The following is a 22,515-nucleotide window of genomic DNA, read 5'->3' as shown; positions in this document are numbered from 1 at the left end:
CGCACGGTGGCGCGCGAGTTCACCAACGACAAGGCGACGGACTTCACCGCGATCCTGACCAACCTGAAGGCGAAGAAGCCGGACATCGTGTTCTTCGGCGGGATGGACGCGGTGGCGGGCCCGATGATCCGGCAGATGAAGCAGCTGGGCATCAAGGCGAAGTTCATGGGCGGCGACGGCATCTGCTCGGGCGAGCTGCCCAAGCTGTCGGGCGGCGCGATGGAGGACAGCCAGGTGGTGTGCGCCGAGGCTGGCGGCGTCGAAGGCGAGCAGAAGAAGGGCATGGACGAGTTCAAGGCCCGCTTCAAGACGAAGTTCAACGCGGACGTGCAGATCTACGCGCCGTATGTGTACGACTCGGTGAACGTGCTGGTGGCGGCGATGGAGAAGGCGGGCTCGAGCGATCCGGCCAAGTACCTGCCGGTGCTGGCGAAGACTTCGGGTTACAAGGGCGTGACCGGCTCGATCACCTTCGACGAGAAGGGCGACATCAAGAACGGCGCGCTGACGATGTTCACCTACAAGGGTGGCAACCGCGAGCAGATCGCCGTCGTGCGCTGAGCGTCGGGCGTTGCGCTGTCGGGCGGATCCGGGGTCCGCGGTGGCAGCAGCAACGACGACACGACGAGGGGGCTTCGGCCCCCTTTTTCATGCCTGTGGATAACTTCGCGATCGAAAGTCGAATGGCATCGGGGGGCTTGTCCCAGCGCAAATCTCCGCACCCCCACGCGATTCCTGGCAGGTCCCTGCCGTATGCTGCGCGTTGCCCCCACCACGCAGGCTGTCCTGTGGACCACCACTTCCTGACCCCCCTGTTCGCCCCGAAGTCGATCGTCGTCTTCGCGGGTCATCCCGACCACCTCGAAGAGGCTCCGGCGCTGACGCGCACGATGCTGGCGGAGCTGCGCGCGGGCGGGTTCAGCGGCTCGCTGAACTTTCTCGACATCGAGATGACCGGCACATTGTCCGATCTGGCGCACTCGCGTGCCGATCTGGCGATCATCGCGCTGCCGCATGAGCGCATCGCCGCGGCGGTGGAGATCGCCGGGCGCATTCGCTGCCGGGCGGCGCTGGTGCTGTCCACCGGCCTGCCGGCCCCGCTGTGCGGCGAGCTGCACGACATCGCGCGCCGGCATGGCATGCACCTGCTCGGGCCGAACTCGCTGGGCTTCCAGCGCCCGCTGCTCAAGCTCAATGCCAGCGTCGCCGGCCGGCTGGCTGCGCCGGGGCCGCTCGGGCTGGTGTGCCAGTCGGGCGCGCTGACCGCGTCCATTCTCGACTGGGCCGCGCGCAACGCGGTGGGCTTTTCCACCGTCGTCTCGCTGGGCGCCAACACCGCGGTCGATCTGCCGCAGGTGCTGGACTTCCTGGCCAACGACGCCGCCACGCAGAGCATCCTGGTCTACATGGAAGGCATCCATGACGCGCGGCGCTTCATGAGCGCGCTGCGCGCGGCCGCCTTCGCCAAGCCGGTCGTCGTGATGAAGGCCGGCCGCCAGCCGGCGGGCTCGACCGCCGCGCTGACGCATTCGGCCGCGATCGTGGGATCGGACGATGTCTTCGAGGCGGCGCTGCGCCGCGCCGGCGTGGTGCGGGTGCGTTCGTTCACGCAGCTGTTCTCGGCCGCCAAGTGCCTGGCCTCGCGCTACAAGCCGGTCGGCAAGGGGCTGGCGATCATCACCAATGGCGGCGGGCCGGCGGTGCTGGCCGCCGACCGGGCCAACGAGGTCGGCCTGGACGTGGCGCATCTGGTCGACACCGGCCGCACCGAGCTGGCGCCGGCGCTGGCACCGCACGCCACGCTGGAGTCGGTCATCGACCTGGGCGAGGAGGCCACGCCGGCGCAGTTCAAGGCTGCGCTGCTGGCCTGCGCCAAGGACCGCGCGGTGCACGGCGTGCTGGTGATCTACAGCCCCAAGCTCGACAGCGACCCGGACGGCGTGGCGCAGGTGGTCTGCGACCACATCCACCACATGGCCAAGCCGGTGCTGACCTGCTGGATGGGCGACGAGCGGGTGCGCGATGCGCGCGTGAAGCTCAATGCGACGATGATCCCGACCTTCCGCACGCCCGAGGCGGCGGTGGACGCCTTCGCCAACGTCGCCAACTTCTACCAGAACCAGCAGCTGCTGCAGCAGACGCCGCCGCCGCTGTCGCAGCTGGCCAATCCCGACACCGAAGGCGCGCGGCTGCTGATCGAGAGCGTGCTGGCCGAGCGGCGCAAGGTGCTGACCGAGATGGAGTCCAAGGCCCTGCTGGCGGCCTATCACATCCCGGTCACCCGCACCATGCTGGCGCGCACCGCCGGCGAGGCGATGCTGATCGCCAGCCAGCTGGGCTACCCGGTGGCGCTCAAGATCGACTCGCCCGACATCAGCCACAAGTCCGACGTGCAGGGCGTGGCGCTGAACATCTCGACCGCAGCGCAGGTGCGCGATGTCTTCAACGACATGCTCGCCGCGGTGCGCCGGGTGCAGCCCAAGGCACGCATCAACGGCGTGACCATCCAGCCGATGGCGGCCAAGCGCCGGGGCCGCGAGATCTTCATCGGCCTGACCACCGATGATCCCTTCGGCCCGGTCATCACCTTCGGCGCCGGCGGCACGATGATCGAGCTGATCGCCGACCGTGCGATGGAGCTGCCGCCGCTGAACCAGTTCCTGGCGCACCGGCTGATCGAGCGTGCGCGCATCGCCACGATGCTGGGCGAGTGGCGCGGCGCGCCGGCGGTCGATCTGGAGGCGGTCGAGCAGATCCTGCTGCGCGTCTCGGAAATGGTCTGCGAGCTGCCGCAGCTGCGCGAGATGGACATCAACCCGATCATCGTCGACGAGAGCGGCGCGGTCGCGGTGGATGCGCGCATCGTCATCGACCACGCCGGCCCGACCGCGCGCGACTACCAGCACCTGGCCATCCTGCCCTACCCGAGCCGCTACGAGCGCGAGTGGCCGATGAAGGGCGGCGACCTCTACACCATCCGCCCGATCCGTCCGGACGACGCCGACATGCTGCAGGCCTTCACCCGCGGGCTGTCGGAGGAGAGCCGCTATTTCCGCTTCGCCAGCGCGATGCACGAGCTGCCCGCGCGCATGCTGGCGCGCTACACGCTGATCGACTACGACCGCGAGATGGCGCTGGTGGCGGTGCACACCGACCGCGTGCTGGGCGAGGACGGCGAGTTCGTCGAGACCGAGAAGATCATCGGCGTGTCGCGCTACATCACCAACCCGGACCAGACGACCTGCGAGTTCTCGCTGGTGGTCTCGGACAACTACAAGGGCCAGGGCCTGGGCTCGCGGCTGATGCTGTCGATCGAGGACTTCGCCCGAGACAAGGGCCTGGCCCACATCGAGGGCCTGGTGCTGGCCAACAACCCCAACATGCTGCGTCTGATGCGCGGCCTGGGCTACGAGGTCCGGCCCTTCCCCGAGGATCCGGACTTCAAGCTGGTGGTCAGGGCGCTCTGAGGCCGAGCTCGCGCAGCCGCTCGTCGAGGTAGCTGGCGGCGGTGTGGCGCGCCGACAGCCGCACCTCCGGGCGCGGGTGCAGGAACAGCGGCATGGCCAGACGTGCGCGCCGCGCCGCCTCGCCCGCCGGGTTGACGACGCGGTGGGTGGTCGACGGAAAGACGCCGCCGCTGGCCTCCTGCAGCATGTCGCCGGTGTTGACCACCAGCCAGCCGGCGTCGCCCGGCACATCGCGCCACAGGCCGTCGCGGCCGAGCACCTGCAGGCCCGGCTCGCGCGCGGCGGGCAGCACGGTCAGCAGATTGATGTCCTCATGCGCGGCCGCACGCATCGCCCCGGCCGGCTCGTCGCCGCGCAGCGGGGGATAGCGCAGGATGCGCAGCAGCGTCTGCCGGCTGCCTGCGATCATTTCCGGCAGGGGCTGTGGAAAACTTTGGCGTGCCGCCTCGGGGGCATGCTGCTGAACCCAGTCGAGCAGCTGCGCCGCCAGGGCCTCGGCCTGCGCGCGGTAGCGCAGCGCGGCGTCGGACAGCTCCTGTGGATAACGTCCGCCGGGATAGTGGTGGAAGAAGGCTTTCAGGTCCTTCTCGGTCTGGCCCTTGGCGGTCTCGGAACGCTCGGGGCCGACATAGCCGTCCTGGGTCAGCGGATCGAAGCGACAGTTGTCCACAGCCGGCGAGGCCAGCCAGGCGTCCCACTCGTCCTCGATCCGGCGCAGCAGCGCCGTGTCGATCGGGTGATGGGTCAGCACCGCGAAGCCGGTGTGCAGCAGGCTGTGGACAAATCGGGCGGGTGCATCGACGGCGCGCCAGTCGATCACGGCCACCTGCTGCGCGGCTGTGGACAACGCCGTCGGCACCGGATACTTGAGCGCGTTCAGCGCCATCTTGCGTTCGACCGCTGCTTCGACATCGATGCCACAACGATCGGCGATCTGAAGCAGATAGACAAGAACGTCGGCGATCTCCTCGCCGGCATGCTGCTGGCGCGCGGCGTCGGAGGCCAGGTCCGCCGCCTGCGCCGGGCTGAGCCACTGGAAGATCTCGACCAGCTCGGCGGCCTCGACCACCATCGCCATCGCGAGGTTCTTGGGGTTCTGGTGCGGCTCCCAGCCGCGTTCGGCGGAGAAGGCGCGCAGGCGGGTCTGCAGGCTGTGGATATCCATGCGGGCCAGTGTGCATGATGGCGCCATGAACGCAAGCATCCCCCTTCCCACAGAGTTATCCACAGGCGGGCCCGCTGCGGCGCTGCCTTCGATCGCGCTGGTGGGCGCCGGTCGGGTCGCGCAGGCGCTGGCGATCGCGCTGGCACGCCGTGGCGTGGCGGTGGCGGCCATCGGCAGTCGACGCCCGACGCTCGGGCCAGGCTGGCCCGAGAGTTGTCCACAGCCGAGTTATCCACAGGCGGCAGTCGACCGGGCCGATCTGGTGCTGCTGACGGTGCCCGACGATCACATCGCGACCTGCGCCGAGGCACTGCGCTGGCGCCCCGGGCAGGCGGTGGTGCATTGCAGCGGCGCCACCGAGGTCGCGGCGCTGGACATCGCGGCGCGGGCCGGCGCGGCCACCGGCGGCTTTCATCCGCTGCAGATCTTCTCCGACCCGCTGCGCGCGGCCGAGCGCCTGGCCGGCAGCACGGTGGCGATCGAGGCCGAGGCCGGCAGCGCGCTGGCCGAGGCGCTTCGGACGCTGGCCGAGGTGCTGGGCCTGCGCCCGATCGTGCTGCCGTCGGGCATGCGGGCGCGCTATCACGTCGCGGCCGGCTATGCCGCCAGCTTCCTGCTGCCGGTGCTGGCCGAGGCGGTGGGCCTGTGGAAAACCTTCGGCGTGGACGAGCCTCAGGCGCTGGCGGCGCTGCTGCCGCTGGCACGCGGCACGCTCGATGCGGTCGAGGGCCGTGGCCTGGCCGGCGCAGTGTCCGGGCCGATCGCGCGCGGCGACACCGGCGTGCTGCGCACTCACCTGGCGGCGCTGCAGGTCCTGGATCCGACATCGCTCGATCCGCTCGACTTCTACCGCCGGCTTGCGCTGCCGCAGGTTGCGCTGGCCGAGCAAGCCGGGCGGCTGGAGGCGCAAGCTGCGCAACAGTGCCGCGACCTGCTTCTCGGCGCGGGCGCGATGCCGCGAGCGGGCGGGCCGGCGGCCGGATCGGGGGTGCTGTAATTTCAGTTAATTCGATTCACTCAATTCATTCAATTCAAGGGGAAGGCCATGCTGACCATTTCTGACCGCGCCGCGGCCCACGCGCCCGCCTCTGTCTCTCGCCTGCGGCTGAGGTCGGCCGCGCTGGCGTGGATGGCCGCGCTGGTCCTGGCCGGCTGCGGTGGGGGCGACGACACGACGCAGGCCGACATCAGCACGCCGGCCGACACGGGTGCCGAGGCCAGCGTCGAGCGCGCCGGCCCGTCCGGGCACTGGATCATCGACCAGGACTACAACGGCTTCCGGCTGATCTACGACTGCACCGACCGCACCGCGCTGCACTACCGCTACACCCTGCAGGCCGACACCGGCAGCGCCGCGCGGCCGAGCGCCTTCACCTTCGACACCACGCTGCCGGCCGGCTGCCTGCAGCAGACCAGCACCGCCAGCTACGAGAGCGTGCATCCGGGCTATGACCGCGGCCATCTGGTGATGTCCAACCACATGGACTCCGACAGCGCGCTGATCCGGCGTGCCAACTCCATGACCAACATCGTGCCGCAGGTCTCGGGCTTCAACCGCGGCATCTGGCTCGAGGCCGAGACGGTGGCCGAGTGCTATCGCGATCTGGCGCCGGTGCAGGTCTACGGCGGCGTGGTCCACGGCGACACCGCCAGCGACACCAACGATTTCTACCTGAGCAGCCACGGCATCCGCACGCCGGAATTCATGTGGAAGGCGCTGATCACCACCGATCCGGCCACTGGCGCGCAGAAGGCCATCGCCTGGCTGATCCCGAACACCACCGGCCTGGGCGCGCTTGACCGCTACATCGTCAGCATCGCCGAGCTGGAGCAGCGCCTGGGCGCGGCCAGCGTGCGCATCAGCGCCTCGACGGCGCTGAAGGCGATGAAGCCGCAGACCACCTGGGCGCTGCCTTCGGGCTGCAGCGTCGACTGAACCGGAGCCGCGCAGGATGCCGCACGAGAGCCTCTGGCTGAAGGCCGCGCTGGTCTATCTGGTTGCCGCGGTCGTGGTGGTGCCGCTGGCGCGCCGCTTCGGCCTGGGCAGCATCATCGGCTACCTGGCCGCCGGCATCCTGATCGGGCCGTTCGGTCTGAGCCTGGTGCGGGATCCCGACGCGATCATGGGCGTGGCCGAGTTCGGCGTCGTGCTGATGATGTTCCTGATCGGCCTGGAGCTGGAGCCTCCGAAGCTGTGGTCGATGCGCCGGGCCATCTTCGGCTGGGGCAGCGTGCAGCTGCTGGGCTGTGCGCTGGTGCTGGGGGGCGGCGCCTGGCTGCTGGGCGCGCCGGGGCCGGTGTCGGTGCTGGTCGGGCTGGGGCTGGCACTGTCGTCGACCGCGGTGTCGCTGCAGGTCATGCAGGAGCGCCGCCTGATGCCGACGTCCGGCGGTCAGGCGGCCTTCGCGATCCTGTTGTTCCAGGATGTCGCGGCCATCCCGATCCTGGCGCTGATTCCGCTGCTGGCGCCGAAGGTGCAGGCGGCCGGCAGCCACGGCATCGAGGCGGCACGTGCGCTGGCGGTGGTGGCGGGCATCATCATCGCCGGCCGACTGCTGCTGCGCCATGCGCTGCGCTGGATCGCCCGCAGCGGCTCGCCGGAGATCTTCACCGCGGCGGCCCTGGCGCTGGTGGTGGCGCTGGCCAGCCTGATGCAGGCGGTCGAGCTGTCGATGGCGCTGGGCGCCTTCCTCGGCGGCGTGCTGCTGGCCGAGAGCGAGTACCGCCGCGCGCTCGAGACCGATCTGGAGCCCTTCAAGAGCCTGCTGCTCGGCCTGTTCTTCATGGCGGTGGGCATGTCGATCGACTTCCAGGTCATCGCCGCGCAGGCGCTGCTGGTGCTGGGGCTGCTGGCGGGCTTCCTGCTGCTGAAGGCGGCCGTGCTGCTGCTGCTGGCCCGCCAGGCCGAGGTGCCCGGCCCCGAGCGCCCGGTGTTCGCGCTGCTGCTGGCTCAGGGGGGCGAGTTCGCCTTCGTGGTCTTCCAGCAGGCGGCCGGCCTGAAGGTGATCGACGAGGCGCAGACCTCGGTGCTGATCGGCACGGTCGCGCTGTCGATGCTGCTCACGCCGCTGCTGCTGCTGGTGCTGGACCGGCGCGCACGTCGGCGCGAGCGCGCGGCCGAGCCGCCCACCTCGCCGCATGCGCTGTCGGCGCCGCAGGACGCGCCGGTCATCATCGCCGGCTTCGGTCGCTACGGGCAGATCGTGGGGCGCCTGCTCGATGCCAACGGCATCGCGCCGACGGTGCTCGACCATGATGCCGAGCAGGTCGCGGTGCTGCGCCGCTTCGGCTTCCGCGTCCACTATGGCGACGCGACCCGCGCGGACCTGCTGCGCACCGCCGGTGCGGCCACCGCGAAGGTGCTGGTGGTGGCGATCGACGATGTCGAACAGAGCCTGAAGCTGGTCGATCTGGTGCGCGAGCATTTCCCGCATCTGGTGCTGGTGGCACGGGCGCGCAATGTGCGCCACTGGTTCGCGCTGCGCGACCGGGGCGTCATGCTGATCGAGCGCGAGACGCTCGACGCGTCGTTGGCCAGTGCCCGCAGCGTGCTCGAGCAGCTTGGCTGGACGCCGCAGGAGGCGGGCGAGCTGGCGACGCGCTTCCGGGCGCATTCGATCGAGCAGCTCGAGCAGCTCTGGCCGCATCACCGCGACGAGAAGATGCTGGTGTCGATGGCCCGCCAGGGGCGGCGTCAGCTCGAGGAGCTGTTTGCCCAGGAGCGGGCCGCCCGGGGCCACGCCCGTCCGCCCGATCCGGACGAGGGCTGAGGGCCGGGCCGCGCCGCGCTCTCAGTCGTCGGCCTGCGCGTCGGCCAGGAAGACCCGTTCGGCCGCGCGGGTCGGCTCGTGATCGACCAGCTCGGCGAACAGCGCGGGCGGAATGGTGATCGCCCGCGCGCCCAGCGCGATCACGTCCAGGCAGGCCTGGCGGCTGCGCAGGCTGGCCACCAGCAGCCGGGTCGGCGCGGCGCTGCCCTCCAGGCGTGCCTGCATCTGCGCGATCTGCGCCAGCCCGTCGAGGCCGGCATCCTGCATCCGGCCGAGATACGGCGCAGCGTAGGCCGCGCCGAGCATCGCGGCGAACAGCGCCTGCTCCGGCGCCCACACCGCGGTGAAGGTCACCGGCACGCCACGGCGCGCCAGCTCGGCGCCGGCGGCCAGACCCTCGCGGGTGGCCGGGATCTTCACCACCAGCTGACCGGGATCGGCCAGCGCGATCAGGCCGTCGGCCTCGCGCAGCATCTCGTCGGTCTGCGCGCAGCTCACCTGGACCTGCACCTGGCGCACTCGCCAGTCCAGCAGCGTGCCGACCAGGCGCGGCAGGTCGGCCTGGCGCAGCCCGGCGCGGCGCAGCAGCGTCGGATTGGTCGTCACGCCGTGCACCAGCGGATGCGGCAGGCAGGTGCGCAGCGCGTCGAGATCGGCGCTGTCAAGGCAGAGATGAAAGTCGGGACGTGCGTCGTGACGCGGGGCGGGGTGCTGCAGATCGGCCATGTCCGCTATTCTCGCGGTACGGTGCAGGGTTTTTGTCTCGGGATCTATCTAAGTAAAACTAGGTGATTTACTAATGGAGCTGCGCCGCCGATTCGGGCATGCTGGGCCGCTCTGATCCTGTCTGCCGCCATGCACTCCCTTTCCGCCGCCGCCTTCGAGCCTGACGAACGTGCCGTTCGCGGGTCGAACCACAGCGGCATGCGCCAGTTCAACGAGCGCACCGTGCTGCAGGCGATCCGCCTGCATGGCGCGATCGCCAAGGCCGATCTGGCGCGGCTGACGCAGCTGTCGTCGCAGACCGTCTCGGTCATCGTCAGCCGGCTGCTCGACGACGGGCTGCTGCTCAAGCAGGAGCGGGTGCGCGGGCGCATCGGTCAGCCCTCGGTGCCGCTGGCGCTCAACCCGGACGGCGCGATCAGTCTGGGCGTGCAGGTCGGCCGGCGCAGCCTGGAGGTGCTGGCCTGCGACTTTGTCGGTCGGGTGCGCCATCGCCATGAGTTCCACTACGAGCTGCCCGATCCGCAGCGGGTGCTGCCCTGCATCGCCGAGGGGCTGACGCGGCTGCAGCAGCAGCTCGGCGGCCTGTGGGCGCGGGTGGTGGGGCTGGGCTTGAGCTCGCCGCTGTCGATGGAGAAGTGGTCGGGCGTGCTGGGCTCGCAGGCGCACGGCGCGCTGGCGGGCTGGGAGCATCTGGACCTGCGCCGCGAGGTCGAGGCGCTGACGCATCTGCCGGTGAGCTTCGCCAAGGACACCACCGCCGCCTGCGTGGCCGAGCTGCTGCAGGGCCACGGCACCGCGGTGCGCAGCTTTCTCTACATCTTCGTCGGCACTTTCGTCGGCGGCGGCCTGGTGCTGTCGGGCCACATCGTGACCGGCCAGCGCGGCAATGCCGGCGCGATCGGCTCGCTGCCGGTGGGGCTGGCGCGCGGCGGCGAGCCACCGCCGCAGCTGCTGGAAGTCGCCTCGGGCTGGCAGCTGGAGCAGGCGCTGCTGCAGGCCGGGCTGGATCCGCTGCAGGTGCAGCGCGACGACATCGTCGAGCCGCGCTTCGCCGCGCTGGTCGAGCCCTGGCTGGAGCAGGCCAGCTTGGCGCTGGCGATGACCACCGCCAGCGGCTCGGCCATGCTCGATCTGGATGCGGTGATCGTCGACGGCTCGCTGGCGCGGCCGCTGATCGATGCGCTGATCGAGCGCACCGGCCAGCGCCTGGCGGTCTACCGCTTCGACGGCCTGCACGCGCCGGCGCTGCTGACCGGCCGGGTCGGCGCGCATGCCCGGGCGCTGGGCGGCGCGCTGCTGCCGCTGCACACCCAGTTCTTCCCGGACAAGGACATCTTCCTCAAGCCGTCGCTGGGCTGAGCAGGCTGAGCGTGCGCTGGCTCTCGAACCGGCGGGCGCGGCCGTCGATCGGGTCGACGAAGGCGATCTCGCGCGCGAGCAGGCGCAGCGGCTCGCGCCAGTCGGGCGGCGCGTCGGGCGCCGGCGCGGGCTGCAGCACCGGATAGATGCGGTCGCCGACGATGGGCACGCCCAGCGCGGCCAGGTGCGCGCGCAGCTGGTGCTTGCGCCCGGTCAGGGGTTCGAGCCGGTAGCGCGCCAGGCCGCTGGCGGCGTCGCGGTCCATCAGCGCGATGCGGGTGAAGGCGTCGGGCTCGCCCGGCACCTCGTGCATCTGCATGAAGCGCTCGCCCTCGCGCTCGGCCAGGCGGCTGGCGTGCAGGCGTGGCAGCGTCGCGCCCAGCGCCTCGCGCCAGGGCGCGACCGCCTCGTAGACCTTCTCGATCGCACGGTCGCGGAACAGCGCCTGGTAGGCGCCGCGGCTGGCCGGATCGAGCGAGAACAGCACGACGCCGGCGGTCTCGCGGTCGAGCCGGTGCAGCGGCACCAGCGTGTCCAGCCCGGTGGCCTTCTTCAGCCGCACCAGCAGCGTCTCGTGCAGGTGGCGGCCCTTGGGCGTCATCGGCAGGAAATGCGGCTTGTCCACCACCAGCAGCCGCTCGTCGCGGTGCAGGACGACCTCGTCGAAGGGCACGCGCGGCTCGGGCGCCTCCAGGCGGCGCCAGTACCAGAGCAGCCGATGTTGTCCACAGGGCTCGGACTTGTCCACAGGCCGGCCGTTGGCGGCCAGCACCTCGCCGGCGTCCAGGCGCGCCTGCCAGGCGCTGGCGTCCAGCGCGGGCAGCCGCGCGCACAGAAACTCCAGCACCGTGCGCCACGGGCCCGGCGTCACCGCCACGCGGCTGGCGCCGACGCCCTCGCGCATCGGCGGCGTCCAGTCGGGACGAGGGCGGCTCACTTCGACTTGCCAACAGGCTTATCCACAGGTTTATCCACAGACTTGTCCACAGATTTCTTCAGGCCCTGCCGCACCGGCACCAGCAGGTCGGCGATGACCGGGCGGTGCTCGGAGCCGCCGCGCCAGCCGACATGGGCCGAGGTCACGCCGATCTCCGGGCTGACGAGGATGTGGTCGATGCGCAGGAAGCTCACCCAGGGCTTGAGCGAATGGCCGTGCGTGTAGCCCCAGCCGCGGCCGGCGGCGGAGAAGGCGTCACGCAGGCCGATACCCATCAGCGTCTGCACCACCGGCGAGTGCTCGGGCGCGTTCAGGTCGCCGGCCAGGATGGTCGGACGGCGCAGCGGCACCAGATCGCGCACCAGCGCGTCGACCTGGGTCATGCGGTCGGCGACATTGTGGTTCCAGTCGTCCAGGCCCTGGTGCAGTTCGAAGCGGGCGGCGTTCAGCCCGGCGCGCGGCGTCAGCAGGTGGGCGGTGATCACGTCGACCAGCGTGCCGCCGATGTCGACGGTGCAGCGGATGTACTCGTGCTTCTCGCCGCGGAAGGAGATGTCGCCGCGCCGGCAGTCCGACAGCGGGAAGCGGCTGGCGATCGCGTACTGGCCGTAGGTGTAGAGCTTGTGCTCGGGCAGCACCTCGCGCATGCCGAAAGGCAGATCGCCGGCGCGGGAGACCTCGCGGGCGTCCTGCATCACCAGGATGTCGGGCTGCTGCGAGGCGATCTCGTTGTTCAGCGGCACGAAGCCGCCCCAGCGGAAGGCCGCGCGGTAGGACTTGATGTTGTAGGTCATCAGCCGTACCGGCCGCACGCCGGCCGCGGCCGTGTCGGGTGGCAGCGCATCTCTCCTCAGGCCGGTGGAGACATCCATCACCGCGGTCAGCATCAGCGCCACCGCCAGCGTGGCGACGACGCGCCACAGCGGCGCCAGCAGCCAGGACAGCACCCAGGCGATCAGCCCCGGCACCAGGTAGATCAGGAAGGGCGCATAGCGGGTCAGCTCGACCAGCGCCAGATGACGTGGCGCGAAGTGGTAGAGCCAGGTGAACGCGACGGCCATCAGCGTCGAGGCGATCACGCCGAAGCGCGCCAGGCTGCGCAGGGCGGGGGAGGCGAGGGTCACGGGCGGGTCTCCGTCGGGCGGCGGATGTGGAAAAACGGGTCGCCGATTGTCGCCGCCCGGTGTGCCGATCCGGATGTCACCCCGGCACATCGCTGGGATACTGCCCGACCATGCAGGCCATTCTCACCGTCACCGTTCCGTTCTTCGCGCTGATCCTGATCGGCTACCTCGCCGCGCGGCGCGGGCTGCTGCCGCTGGCGGCGGTCCCGGGGCTCAACGCCTTCGTGCTGTACTTCGCGCTGCCGTGCATGCTGCTGCGCTTCGGCGCGCGGCTGCCGGTGGCCGAGCTGCTCGATCCGGCGGTGCTGGGGCTCTATCTGGCCTGCGCGCTGGCGGTGGTGGCGCTGACGATCACGCTGACCCGGCGCGCGGCCGGCAATCTGCGCGACGCCGCCTTCGGCGCGCTGGTGGCCGCCTTCCCCAACACCGGCTTCATGGGCGTGCCGCTGCTGGTGGCGCTGCTCGGGCCGGCGGCGGCCGGGCCGGTGATCACCACGGTGCTGCTGGACCTGTTCGTCACCAGTTCGCTGTGCATCGCCATCGCGCAGCTGCATCACGACGATCCGGCCGCCTCGCATGCGGGCGACGCGGCGGCGGCGCGGGCGGCGGTGCTGCGCTCGCTGCGCGCGGCGCTGTCCAATCCGCTGCCGTGGTCGATCGGTCTGGGCGCGCTGATGTCGGTGACCGGGCTGTCGCTGCCGGGGCCGGTGGACCGGGTGATCGCGATGCTGGCCGACGCCGCCAGCCCGGTGGCGCTGTTCACCATCGGCGCCGTGCTGTGGCGTTCCGGGCTGGACGCGCAGGGGCAGCCCGCGCCGCCGATGTCGCCGCGCCGCTATCTGCCGGTGGCACTGATCAAGCTGGTCGTGCATCCTGCGCTGGTCTGGGGCGGCGGCCGGCTGGCCCAGCAGGCCGGCCTGGGCCTGAGCGACTTCCAGCTGATGGTGCTGACGCTGGCGGCCGCGCTGCCCAGTGCCAGCAATGTCTCCTTGCTGGCCGAGCGCTACCGCGCTGACAACGGCCGCGTGGCCCGAATCATTCTGGCCTCGACGGTGCTGGCCTTTGGCAGCTTTACGCTGGTGGCGTGGGGGTTCGGGGTGGCAGGCGCCAGCCAGTCGTGAACGGTGTCACATGAATGTGTTCATTAATTGATCAATTTAGGGCAGGATGAGAAGTTCAGGTTGCTCCAAAAAGAAGTGGCCGTGACAGCAAAAGCAGTACGGAGCCGATCGACATGGAGATGAAAACGGAGAGCCCGCCTGTGCTGACGGGGCTCGTTGGCGTGGGAGCGTCGGCCGGCGGGCTGGAAAGCCTGCGCCTGCTGCTCGCACAGCTTCCTGTCGATTCCGGGCTGTGCTTCGTGCTTCTCCAGCACATGGCTCCGAGCCATCGTTCGGTTCTGGCCGAGATCCTGAGGCCGCACACCCGGATGACGGTGCAGGAGGTCAGCGATGGCGACCTGCCGCGTTCCGACACCGTGCTGGTCACGCCCAACAATGCGCATATCCGGCTGGAGGCCGGCCGGCTGCGGCTGACCGAGCCTGAGCCGCACTCGATCCCGCGGCCGTCGATCAATCTTTTCTTCGAGTCGTTGGCCCAGCAGATCGGGCCCCGGGCGGCGGGCATCGTGCTGTCGGGCACCGGCAGCGACGGCGCGAACGGGATGCAGCGCATCCGGGATGCGGGTGGACTGGTGCTGGTGGAGAGCGCCGACAGCGCCCGTTACAGCGGCATGCCCGAAGCCGCCGAGCGCATCGTCGGGCGCAGCCGGCGCATGTCCCTGGAGGCGATGGGCCGTGCCCTGGCGCTCTGGGCGGCCGCGCCGATGAGTCCGCCGATTGGCGAGGCCGACATCCTGGCCGCGGCCGATCGGGTCGATGATGAACTGCTGGCCCCGGTGCTGCCGATCCCGGCCGATGCCGACCTGAACGCGCTCTTCCAGCGGGTGCGCCGGCATTGCGGCATCAACCTGGCCGACTACAAGGAGCCGACGCTGCGCCGACGGCTGGCCCGGCGCATGCAGGCGGTCGGGGCGGACACGCTGTCGGCCTATCTCGACCGGCTCGGCACCGATTCGGACGAGATCGAGGCGCTGGCGCGCGAGACGCTGATCTCGGTCACCTCCTTCTGGCGCAATCCGCTGGCCTTCGAGCATCTGGTCGCGCAGGTCGGGCGGGTGCTGGCGCGCAAGCCGGCCGGCGAGCCGGTGCGCGTCTGGGTGGCAGGCTGTGCCACCGGCGAGGAGGCCTATTCGGTGGCGATGGTCTGGCGCGATGCGCTGGGCGACCGGCTGGACGAGCATCCGCTGCAGATCTTCGCGACCGATCTGGACCTGGAGGCGATGCAGCAGGCCCGGCGCGGCGTGTACGACGGGGCGACGATGACGGCGCTGCCCGAGCGCCTGCGCGCACTGCACTTTCACGCGCTGGGCCAGCATGTCGAGATCGACAAGGCGCTGCGCGAGAGCATCGTCTTCTCCCGGCATGACCTGACCCGCGATCCGCCGTTTCCCCGGCTCGACATGATCAGCTGCCGCAATGTGCTGATCTACCTGAAGCCCGAGGCGCAGGCGCGGGTGATGCGCATGTTCCATTTCGCGTTGCGCCCGGGCGGGCTGCTGATGCTCGGCCAGAACGAGTCGGCGCTGCATCACGAGGATCTGTTCCGCTCGCTTGACAGCGAGGTGAGGCTGTACGAGCGCCGCGTCGGGCGGGCGCTGACCGCCCGGCTGGGCGGCGCGGCCATCGACCTGATGCCGCCGGCCTCGCCGGAGGAGGCCATGCCGGGCACGATGGCCCGTCCGCCTGCTTCGCCTGCGCCGCAGCGCCTGTCGTCGCAGGCCAGTGCGGTCGAGCTGGAGCTGGCCCTGCTGCGCCAGGGGGCGCGGCTGTACCTGCCGCCCTGCGTGCTGCTCGACGAGCGGCTGCGGGTGCTGCAGGTGCATGGCGATGTCGCGGACTTCCTGCAGCTGCGCGCCGGTGCGCAGACCTTCGACGTGCTGTCGATGGCCCGCCCCGAGATCGAGACCGAGCTGCGGCTGCTGTGCGCGCTGCTGGGCGATGGCTCGCAGGACACCCATCAGACCGAGATCACACTGGTGCAGCAGCGCCGGCGTCGGCGCTGGCAGATGGTGCTGCAGGCCTTCTCCGGCGCCAGCCCGGGCAGCCGGCTGGTGCTGCTGGCCTTCCTGCCGATGCGCGCGCGGGGCACCCGGCGCATCACGCCTGCGGAGTCGGGCGCGGCCGAGGCCGCCGAACTGGCCGATGCGCGGGCGCGCATGAAGAGCCTGATCGAGCAGCTCGAGTCCTTCAACGAGGAAATGCAGGCGCTCAACGAGGAGGCCCAGGCCACCAACGAGGAGCTGCAGGCCAGCAACGAGGAGCTGGAATCGGCCAACGAGGAGCTGCAGGCCACCAACCAGGAGCTCTCCACCGTCAATGCCGAGCTCAATCACCAGTGGCGGCGCCACCAGCAGCTGGCCGAGGAGCTGCAGAGCATCCAGAACAGCATCGCGATGCCCATGCTGGTGATCGACGAGACCTTCTGCATCAACCGCTACAACCTGGCGGCCGAGCGGCTGTTCCGGCTCAGCCGGGGCGCGACCGGGCTGCCGCTGTCGACGATGTACCGCCCCAGCGGCATTCCGGATCTGGTGGCCGCCATCGTGCAGGCCCAGGCCAGCGCCAGCCCGCTGTCCCTGGACCTGCCGCCCGGCGAGGACGGGCGCGAGTATGTGCTGCACCTCAGCCACAACGTGCTGGGCGGCGAGCGCCGTGGCGTGGTGCTGACGGTGGTCGACAACACCGATCTGGCCCGGGCCGAGCGCCAGACACGCCAGGTCGAGCAGCGGCTGCTGTCGGTGCTCAGCCACGGGCAGGCGCTGATGGCGATCAAGGACACCAGCGGGCGCTACCAGTTCGCCAACGCGCGCTACGCCGAGTTCTTCGGGCTGGAGGCGGACAGCCTGGTCGGGCGCACCGACGCGCAGCTGATGCCGGCCGACATCGCCAGCCTGCTGCGCCAGGCTGATCTCGACCTGCTGCGCGACGGCACGACCACCGAGACCGAGCAGAGCTTTGTCTTCGCGAACGGCAAGCGCTGGTGGTGGGCGACCCGCTTCGGGCTGCATGACGCCGCCGGCACGCTCGAGGCCATCGGCATGCAGGCGGTCGACCTGACGCCGATGCGCCAGGCCGACGAGTCGCTGCGCATCGCCGCCAAGGTCTTCGAGGTCAGCTCCGAGGGGCTGATGATCCTGGACGCCGAGGGCCGCATCGAGCGGGTCAACGGGGCGCTGTGCCAGCTCGCGGGCCGCAGCGAGGCGGCGCTGCTCGGCCAGCTTGCGGACTTCCTGGACGGCGAGCGCCATGACGAGAGCTTCCTGGTCGACCTGCTGGCCAAGGTGCGTCAGCAGGGTCGGTGGCAGGGCGAGGTCTTGGGACGCAGCGCGGACGGCTCGACGGCGACCTGCTGGATGTCGGCCAGTCCGCTGGCCGACGAGACGGGCGGCATCACGCATGTGGTGGTGGCACTGACCGACATTTCCGACCTGACCCGCACCCGTGAGGAAATGCGCCACCAGGCCACCCACGACGCGCTGACCACGCTGCCCAATCGCAGCCTGCTGATGGACCGCGCCAGCCACGCGATCGACAACGCGCGCCGCCAGCGCACCGAGATCGCGCTGTGCTTCATCGATCTGGATCATTTCAAGACCATCAACGACAGCCTGGGCCATGACGCCGGCGACGAGGTGCTGAAGCTGGCCGCGCAGCGCATCAGCGGCTGCGTGCGGGCCTGCGACACGCTGGCGCGGCTGGGCGGCGACGAGTTCGTCCTGTTGCTGGAGAACACCTCGCGCCACGAGTGCCTGCTGACGGTCGAGCGCATCCAGCTGCTGCTGGCCGAGCCGATTCCGTTCCGCGGCACGCTGCTGTCGACCAGCGCCAGCATCGGGGTGGCGCTCTATCCGGGCGACGCCAGCGATGCCGCCACGCTGCTCAGCCATGCCGATGCGGCGATGTACCGGGCGAAGAACGCCGGGCGCGGGCGCTGCGAGTTCTACGCCAGCGAGGTCGGCAGCAGCGCGCGCCAGCGCCTGCACATCGAGAGCGGTCTGCGCCAGGCGCTCGGCCGCGACGAGCTGGTGCTGCACTACCAGCCGCAGGTCGATCTGCGCACGGGGGCGGTGCACGGCGTGGAGGCCCTGCTGCGCTGGGCGCCCTCCGGGACGCTGATCGCGCCGTCGGTCTTCCTGCCGATCGCCGAGGAGTCCTCGCTGATCGAGCGCATCGGCGACTGGGTGCTCGATCAGGCCTGCCGGCAGCTGGCGGCATGGCGGGCGCAGGGCCATGTCGAGCTGTGCATGTCGGTCAATCTGGCCGCCCGCCAGATGCGTGACGCCGGCCTGCCCGACCGGCTGCAGCAGCTGCTGATCGCGCACGGCGTGCCCGGCGAGTGCCTGGTGCTCGAGATCACCGAGAGCGCGCTGCTGCGCCGCGACGAGGCGCTCGACCGGGTGCTGCGCCGGCTCGAGATGCTGGGCGTGCAGCTCTCGCTCGACGACTTCGGCACCGGCTACTCGTCGCTGGCGCTGCTGCGCCACCTGCCGATCCGCGAGCTGAAGATCGACCGCAGCTTCGTGCAGGGCATGGCGGACCAGCGCGACGACCGCGAGATCGTCGAGGCGGTCATCGGCCTGGGCCGGGCGCTGGGCTTGCGGCTGGTCGCCGAGGGCGTCGAGACCGAGGTGCTGCAGCAGTGCCTGCGCGAGCGCGGCCAGGATCTGCTGGTGCAGGGCTTCCTGCGCGGGCGGCCGATGCCGGCCGGCGAGTGCGGGCGCTGGCTGGCCTCGGCCGCGATGCTCGAATGCACGCCGTGAGCTCTGCGCCTGCGGTGGCGCTGGCCTCCTGGTATCTGCTCGACCGGGACAATCGGGTCATCGACGTGAGTCCGGACTGGGATGCGGCGGCGCAGGCGGGCCAGGGCGGCGGCAATGCCTTCCGCGATGGCGTGATCGGCCGCCCGCTGGGCCGCTTCCTGGCGGGCGACACGACGCGCATGTTCATCGAATCGGCGCTGCAGGCGGTCCGGCTGACCCAGCAGCCGCGCCTGCTGAACTACCGCTGCGATGCGCCCGCACTGTCGCGGCAGATGCAGATGCGGCTGCAGCCCCTGCCCGACGGCTGGGTGCGCGTCGAGCACATGCTTGTTCAGGCCCGGCCACGGGCCACCGCACTGCGTTTCGAGACCTGCAGCGCGGTTTTGCTGCCCAGTCCGGGCACGCCGCCGTGGCTGCGCTGCAGCATCTGCCTGTGGGTCTGCACGCCCCAGGGCTACTGGGAGCCGCCCGAGCATGTTCACGCGGCCCGTCCGCTGCAGGTCGACTACGTCGTCTGCCCGCGCTGCCAGGCCGAGATGACGCCGCCGGGCTGAGCGGCGTTTCTGTTCAGAGGCTGCGCGCCTGGAAGGTGTCGCACTGCGACACCTGGCCGCTCTGGAAGCCGCGCTGGAACCAGCGCATGCGCTGCGCGCTCGAGCCGTGCGTGAACGTCTCCGGGCGCACCGCGCCCCCCGCGTTCTGCTGCAGCGTGTCGTCGCCGATCTGCGAGGCGGCGTTCATCGCCTCCTCCAGATCGCCCTGCTCCAGCCACTGGCGGCCCTGCTGCGAGCGGCTGGCCCAGACGCCGGCAAAGCAGTCGGCCTGCAGCTCCAGCCGCACCGACATCGCGTTGGCCTGCGCCTCGCTCTGGCGGCCGCGCAGCGCGTCGACCTTGTCGGTCACGCCGAGCAGGTGCTGCACATGGTGGCCTACTTCGTGCGCGATCACATAGGCCTGCGCGAAGTCGCCCGGTGCGCCAAGCTGGCGGTGCATCGTCTCGAAGAAGCCGAGGTCGAGGTAGACCTTCTGGTCGCCGGGGCAGTAGAACGGGCCCATCGCCGCCTGGCCGACGCCGCAGGCCGAGCGGGTGGAGCCGCGGTAGAGCACCAGCACCGGCTTGCGGTAGTCGCGGCCGGAGGCCTGGAAGGTCTCGGCCCAGACTTCCTCGGTCGAGGCCAGCACGGTCGAGACGAAGCGCGCCTGCGCGTCCTGCGGCGCGCTGCGGGTCGCGCCGGGCGCCGGGGCCTGCTGCGTGGCGGCGGGCGCTGCGCCTTCCAGACCGCCAAGCACGCCGATGATCGTGCCGGGGTTGATGCCGAAGATCCAGCCGGCCACCAGCGCGATCGCGATCGTGCCCAGGCCGACGCCGCGCCCGCCGCCCACCCGGATGCCGCCGCCGCCCCGACCGCCGCCGCCACTGCCCCGGCGATCCTCGATCTGGCTGCTCTCGCGCTGTCCTTCCCACTTCATCGTCGCTCTCCTCGGTCCGTGCCCTGGTACGCAGGGGTTCGTGAATTGTTGCCGGAGATGATGCTGCCATGAAGCGGGCGGCCGCGGCTCATCCTGCAGTCCAGTAGCCCGGTGTCGCGTAGGAGTGCTTCAGGAAATCGATCCACAGCCGCACCCGCAGCGGCAGGTGGCGCACATGCGGCAGCACCGCGTAGATGCCGTTGGGCGGCGCGGCGTGGGCGTCGAGCACGCTGACCAGGCGCCCGGCGGCCAGATCGGCCTCGACCTCCCAGGTGCTGCGCCAGGCCAGGCCCAGGCCGGCCAGGCACCAGGCGTGCAGCACCTGGCCGTCGGTGCAGTCGAGCCGGCCGGGCGGGCGCAGGTGCTGCACCGTGCCGTCGATCATGAAGGCCCAGCCGCGCGACTGGCTGGCCTCGGAGCTGAGCGTCAGGCATTCATGGCCGCCGCGCATCAGCTCCTGCGGATGCTGCGGCACGCCGGCGCGCGCCAGATAGGCGGGCGCGGCCACGCACAGGCGCCGGTTGTCGGCCAGCCGCACCGAGATCAGGCTGGAGTCGGGCAGGTCGCCCACCCGCACCGCGCAGTCGTAGCCCTCGTTGACCAGATCGATGACCCGGTCGGAGAGGTTCAGCGAGATCGACACCTCCGGGTGCTGCGCCAGGAAGCCCGGCACCAGCGGCGCGACATGGCGCCGGCCGAAGCCGCCCGGCGCGGTGATGCGCACATGGCCGCTGGCCTTGACGCCGCCGGCGCTGACGCTGGCCTCGGCGCTGGCGATGTCGGCCAGGATGCGGGTGCAGTCCTCCAGGAAGGCGCTGCCCTCGTGCGTGAGGCTGAGCCGGCGCGTGGTGCGCACCATCAGCTTCACGCCCAGGCGTTCTTCCAGTGCGTCGAGCCGCCGGCCGATCACGGCGGGCGCCACGCCCTCGGCCTGCGCCGCGGCGCTCAGGCTGCCGCGGCTGACGACGGCGGCGAAGGTTTCGAGCTGCTTGAGACGGTCCATGCGGAGTGGGGGATGGGCAAGAGCGGCGGAAGGGGCGGGGGCAGGAATGAGCGGCCGATGCGCTTGCACGAGGCGGAGTTGCTTGCGCGGCCTCGAGCTCCGCAGTTCGACATCGAAAACGACGCGTCCGTGCAGACGCTCAGGACTTCGTGCGGCGCTTCAGACGAACAAATACGCCCAGCGCCAATGCGGCCAGCAACCCGCCGAGCAGGAATTTTCCAAACACCGCCGCCACGGCGGCCACGGACACCAGGCCAAAGCCGATCGCCGTGTCCAGCAGGTTCAGCCCTGCATCCACGGCTTGGCCGGGGCGTGATTTCGACAAAAACCTATTCATGATTTTGTCAGCCGGTATTTCCACGGGCGTAGGCACGAGCGATCTGGCGAGCGAGGTTGATGTCTCTGCTGGTGAGGCCGCCGGCGTCGTGTGTGGTCAAGCCGATGTCCACCCGGTTGTAGACATTGCTCCACTCTGGGTGGTGATCCGCCTTTTCAGCGAGGATTGCAACGGCGGTCATGAATGCAAAGGCGCTGACAAAATCTGGAAATGACAACGAGATGTGCAACCTTCCGTCCTGAATTTTCCACTTGCTTGGACCGACACCCGGATCATTGGCAAGAAAGTGCTCTATTTCTTGCTGAGTCAGTCGCAGTATCAATTGGATTCTCCGGTTGATGCGGTTGATTCTGGGCGGGGCACTCTGCTCAGGCAGGTTTCAAGAGAACCTGCCCGGGGAGGCTTTGTTGACTTCGCGGGGATGCCCTTGTAGTTTGATCTGGCCGTATGCCGCAATGGGTCCGATTGAGCGAATTGTTAGGCCTCACGCGCTGACGTTCACAAAAGTAGCTTGCATGATGGCTACGACCTTGAACGACTCATCGTTGTCTTTGAACGCGCGGACCTCTCCCGTGCACACAGTGAGAAGCTTTCCGGCGTTTTGGACTTTTCCGATAGCTACGAACCTTGTGCCAATCGCTGGTCGTAACAGATTGACTTTGAACTCTGCTGTGACAACTTCGAATCCAGCAGGTGCTTTTGTGAGGGCCGCATACCCGCATGCACTGTCGACGATGCTGGTTATCGCGCCTGCGTGAACAAAGCCTTGTTGCTGAGACAGTGACTTTGAGAAAGGCATTGAAATTTGAACTTCGCCGTCGGCAACACGGTCGAGTTTGGCGCCGATGGTTGTCATCAAGCCTTGTGCAACAAAGCTCGCGCGAATTCTGTCTTCGGTGTTTTGCATTTTGGCTAGAAATAGCAGTCTAGTTGTACCTGTGACGCCTAACGAATGAAAGGGACATCCCCAAGCCGCCCCGCCAGCCCCCCGAGGTTTTTCCTCATGCGCTGACGGGGAGCCGGATCGACGATGGGGTCGCTCAATCGTGAGGCTGAGCCGGCGCGTGGTGCGCACCATCAGCTTCACGCCCAGGCGTTCTTCCAGCGCGTCGATGCGCCGGCCGATCACGGCGGGCGCCACGCCCTCGGCCTGCGCGGCGGCGCTCAGGCTGCCGCGGCTGACGACGGCGGCGAAGGTTTCGAGCTGCTTGAGACGGTCCATGTGGGGTGGGGGGTGGGCAAGAGCGGCGGAAGGGGCGGGTGGACGGAGATGAGC

The 22,515-nt window shown here is 70.1% G+C and carries 18 protein-coding genes and 1 pseudogene; 9 read left to right on the top strand and 10 right to left on the bottom strand.

Annotated elements, in window-relative coordinates; genetic code table 11:
* Both BW996_RS10410 and BW996_RS10405 read left to right on the top strand, forming a co-directional pair.
* Window positions 1-561 (top strand): branched-chain amino acid ABC transporter substrate-binding protein (locus BW996_RS10410; RefSeq protein ID WP_175619111.1); only part of this gene is annotated, 561 nt, incomplete at its 5' end.
* Window positions 562-788: 227 nt separating this feature from the next.
* A complete protein-coding gene (locus tag BW996_RS10405; RefSeq protein WP_037483443.1) occupies window positions 789-3,467 on the top strand; it encodes a bifunctional acetate--CoA ligase family protein/GNAT family N-acetyltransferase in 2,679 nt (892 codons plus the stop codon).
* Here the strand turns inward: BW996_RS10405 and BW996_RS22470 are convergent.
* Entirely contained in the window at window positions 3,454-4,632 is a 1,179-nt protein-coding gene (locus BW996_RS22470) for a 2OG-Fe(II) oxygenase family protein (protein WP_162177989.1), read from the bottom strand. The two genes, BW996_RS10405 and BW996_RS22470, sit on opposite strands and share 14 nt — an antisense overlap.
* Window positions 4,633-4,657: 25 nt before the next feature.
* Here BW996_RS22470 and BW996_RS10390 point away from each other — a divergent pair, with 25 nt between their 5' ends.
* From BW996_RS10390 to kefC, 3 genes are read left to right on the top strand one after another with little or no spacing between them, the layout of a single operon-like run.
* Complete coding sequence (locus BW996_RS10390) at window positions 4,658-5,629, top strand: Rossmann-like and DUF2520 domain-containing protein (protein ID WP_162177990.1); 972 nt, start codon at window positions 4,658-4,660, stop codon at window positions 5,627-5,629.
* A gap of 48 nt (window positions 5,630-5,677) precedes the next feature.
* Window positions 5,678-6,568 (top strand): DNA/RNA non-specific endonuclease, encoded by an 891-nt coding sequence (locus BW996_RS10385; protein WP_206539521.1) that lies wholly within the window; start codon window positions 5,678-5,680, stop codon window positions 6,566-6,568.
* Window positions 6,569-6,584: 16 nt separating this feature from the next.
* Window positions 6,585-8,402, top strand: a complete 1,818-nt coding sequence (kefC, locus tag BW996_RS10380) for a glutathione-regulated potassium-efflux system protein KefC (RefSeq protein WP_037483444.1) — start codon at window positions 6,585-6,587, stop codon at window positions 8,400-8,402.
* A 21-nt stretch (window positions 8,403-8,423) separates the two neighbouring features.
* On the opposite strand, the gene BW996_RS10375 is transcribed toward kefC, so the two are convergent.
* Window positions 8,424-9,128: a transaldolase family protein gene (locus BW996_RS10375; RefSeq protein ID WP_051632072.1), complete on the bottom strand. Its 705-nt coding sequence runs from the start codon at window positions 9,126-9,128 to the stop codon at window positions 8,424-8,426.
* Between the two features lie 129 nt (window positions 9,129-9,257).
* Between BW996_RS10375 and BW996_RS10370 the strand changes: the two genes are divergently transcribed.
* Entirely contained in the window at window positions 9,258-10,487 is a 1,230-nt protein-coding gene (locus BW996_RS10370) for an ROK family transcriptional regulator (protein WP_076458875.1), read from the top strand.
* On the opposite strand, the gene BW996_RS10365 is transcribed toward BW996_RS10370, so the two are convergent.
* Both BW996_RS10365 and BW996_RS10360 read right to left on the bottom strand, forming a co-directional pair.
* On the bottom strand, window positions 10,468-11,424 hold the full coding sequence (locus tag BW996_RS10365; RefSeq protein ID WP_241462003.1) for a pseudouridine synthase: 957 nt from the start codon (window positions 11,422-11,424) through the stop codon (window positions 10,468-10,470). The two genes, BW996_RS10370 and BW996_RS10365, sit on opposite strands and share 20 nt — an antisense overlap.
* Window positions 11,421-12,548 (bottom strand): endonuclease/exonuclease/phosphatase family protein, encoded by a 1,128-nt coding sequence (locus BW996_RS10360; protein ID WP_037483159.1) that lies wholly within the window; start codon window positions 12,546-12,548, stop codon window positions 11,421-11,423. Before BW996_RS10360 ends, BW996_RS10365 begins: the two co-directional genes overlap by 4 nt.
* Before the next feature lie 110 nt (window positions 12,549-12,658).
* Between BW996_RS10360 and BW996_RS10355 the strand changes: the two genes are divergently transcribed.
* From BW996_RS10355 to BW996_RS10345, 3 genes are all read left to right on the top strand, one after another.
* The gene (locus BW996_RS10355) at window positions 12,659-13,669 is read left to right on the top strand and encodes an AEC family transporter (RefSeq protein WP_037483157.1); all 1,011 of its coding nucleotides are present in this window, start codon (window positions 12,659-12,661) and stop codon (window positions 13,667-13,669) included.
* A gap of 113 nt (window positions 13,670-13,782) precedes the next feature.
* On the top strand, window positions 13,783-18,429 hold the full coding sequence (locus BW996_RS10350) for an EAL domain-containing protein (protein WP_081838175.1): 4,647 nt from the start codon (window positions 13,783-13,785) through the stop codon (window positions 18,427-18,429).
* Window positions 18,426-18,983 carry a hypothetical protein gene (locus tag BW996_RS10345; RefSeq protein WP_139330827.1) on the top strand — a complete coding sequence of 186 codons (558 nt, stop codon included), beginning with the start codon at window positions 18,426-18,428 and terminating at the stop codon, window positions 18,981-18,983. Before BW996_RS10350 ends, BW996_RS10345 begins: the two co-directional genes overlap by 4 nt.
* 13 nt (window positions 18,984-18,996) lie before the next feature.
* Here the strand turns inward: BW996_RS10345 and ypfJ are convergent, their stop codons facing one another.
* The 6 genes and pseudogenes from ypfJ to BW996_RS21685 all read right to left on the bottom strand — a co-directional run.
* Entirely contained in the window at window positions 18,997-19,899 is a 903-nt protein-coding gene (ypfJ, locus tag BW996_RS10340) for a KPN_02809 family neutral zinc metallopeptidase (RefSeq protein ID WP_037483152.1), read from the bottom strand.
* An 88-nt stretch (window positions 19,900-19,987) separates the two neighbouring features.
* On the bottom strand, window positions 19,988-20,902 hold the full coding sequence (locus BW996_RS10335; RefSeq protein ID WP_037483150.1) for a LysR family transcriptional regulator: 915 nt from the start codon (window positions 20,900-20,902) through the stop codon (window positions 19,988-19,990).
* A gap of 139 nt (window positions 20,903-21,041) precedes the next feature.
* Entirely contained in the window at window positions 21,042-21,200 is a 159-nt protein-coding gene (locus BW996_RS10330; RefSeq protein ID WP_241462002.1) for a hypothetical protein, read from the bottom strand.
* A 46-nt stretch (window positions 21,201-21,246) separates the two neighbouring features.
* A complete protein-coding gene (locus BW996_RS10325; protein ID WP_375131775.1) occupies window positions 21,247-21,558 on the bottom strand; it encodes a 4a-hydroxytetrahydrobiopterin dehydratase in 312 nt (103 codons plus the stop codon).
* Window positions 21,559-21,723: 165 nt separating this feature from the next.
* Window positions 21,724-22,146 carry a PaaI family thioesterase gene (locus BW996_RS21690; RefSeq protein ID WP_076458879.1) on the bottom strand — a complete coding sequence of 141 codons (423 nt, stop codon included), beginning with the start codon at window positions 22,144-22,146 and terminating at the stop codon, window positions 21,724-21,726.
* Between the two features lie 132 nt (window positions 22,147-22,278).
* A pseudogene (locus BW996_RS21685) lies at window positions 22,279-22,461 on the bottom strand (helix-turn-helix domain-containing protein); the annotation flags it as partial.
* Window positions 22,462-22,515: the final 54 nt, after the last annotated feature.

The organism is Sphaerotilus natans, assembly GCF_900156335.1.
Taxonomy (GTDB): Bacteria; Pseudomonadota; Gammaproteobacteria; order Burkholderiales; family Burkholderiaceae_C; genus Sphaerotilus; species Sphaerotilus natans.
The sequence above is the reverse complement of the archived record's forward strand: the minus strand, read 5'-3'. Positions and strand labels throughout refer to the sequence as shown.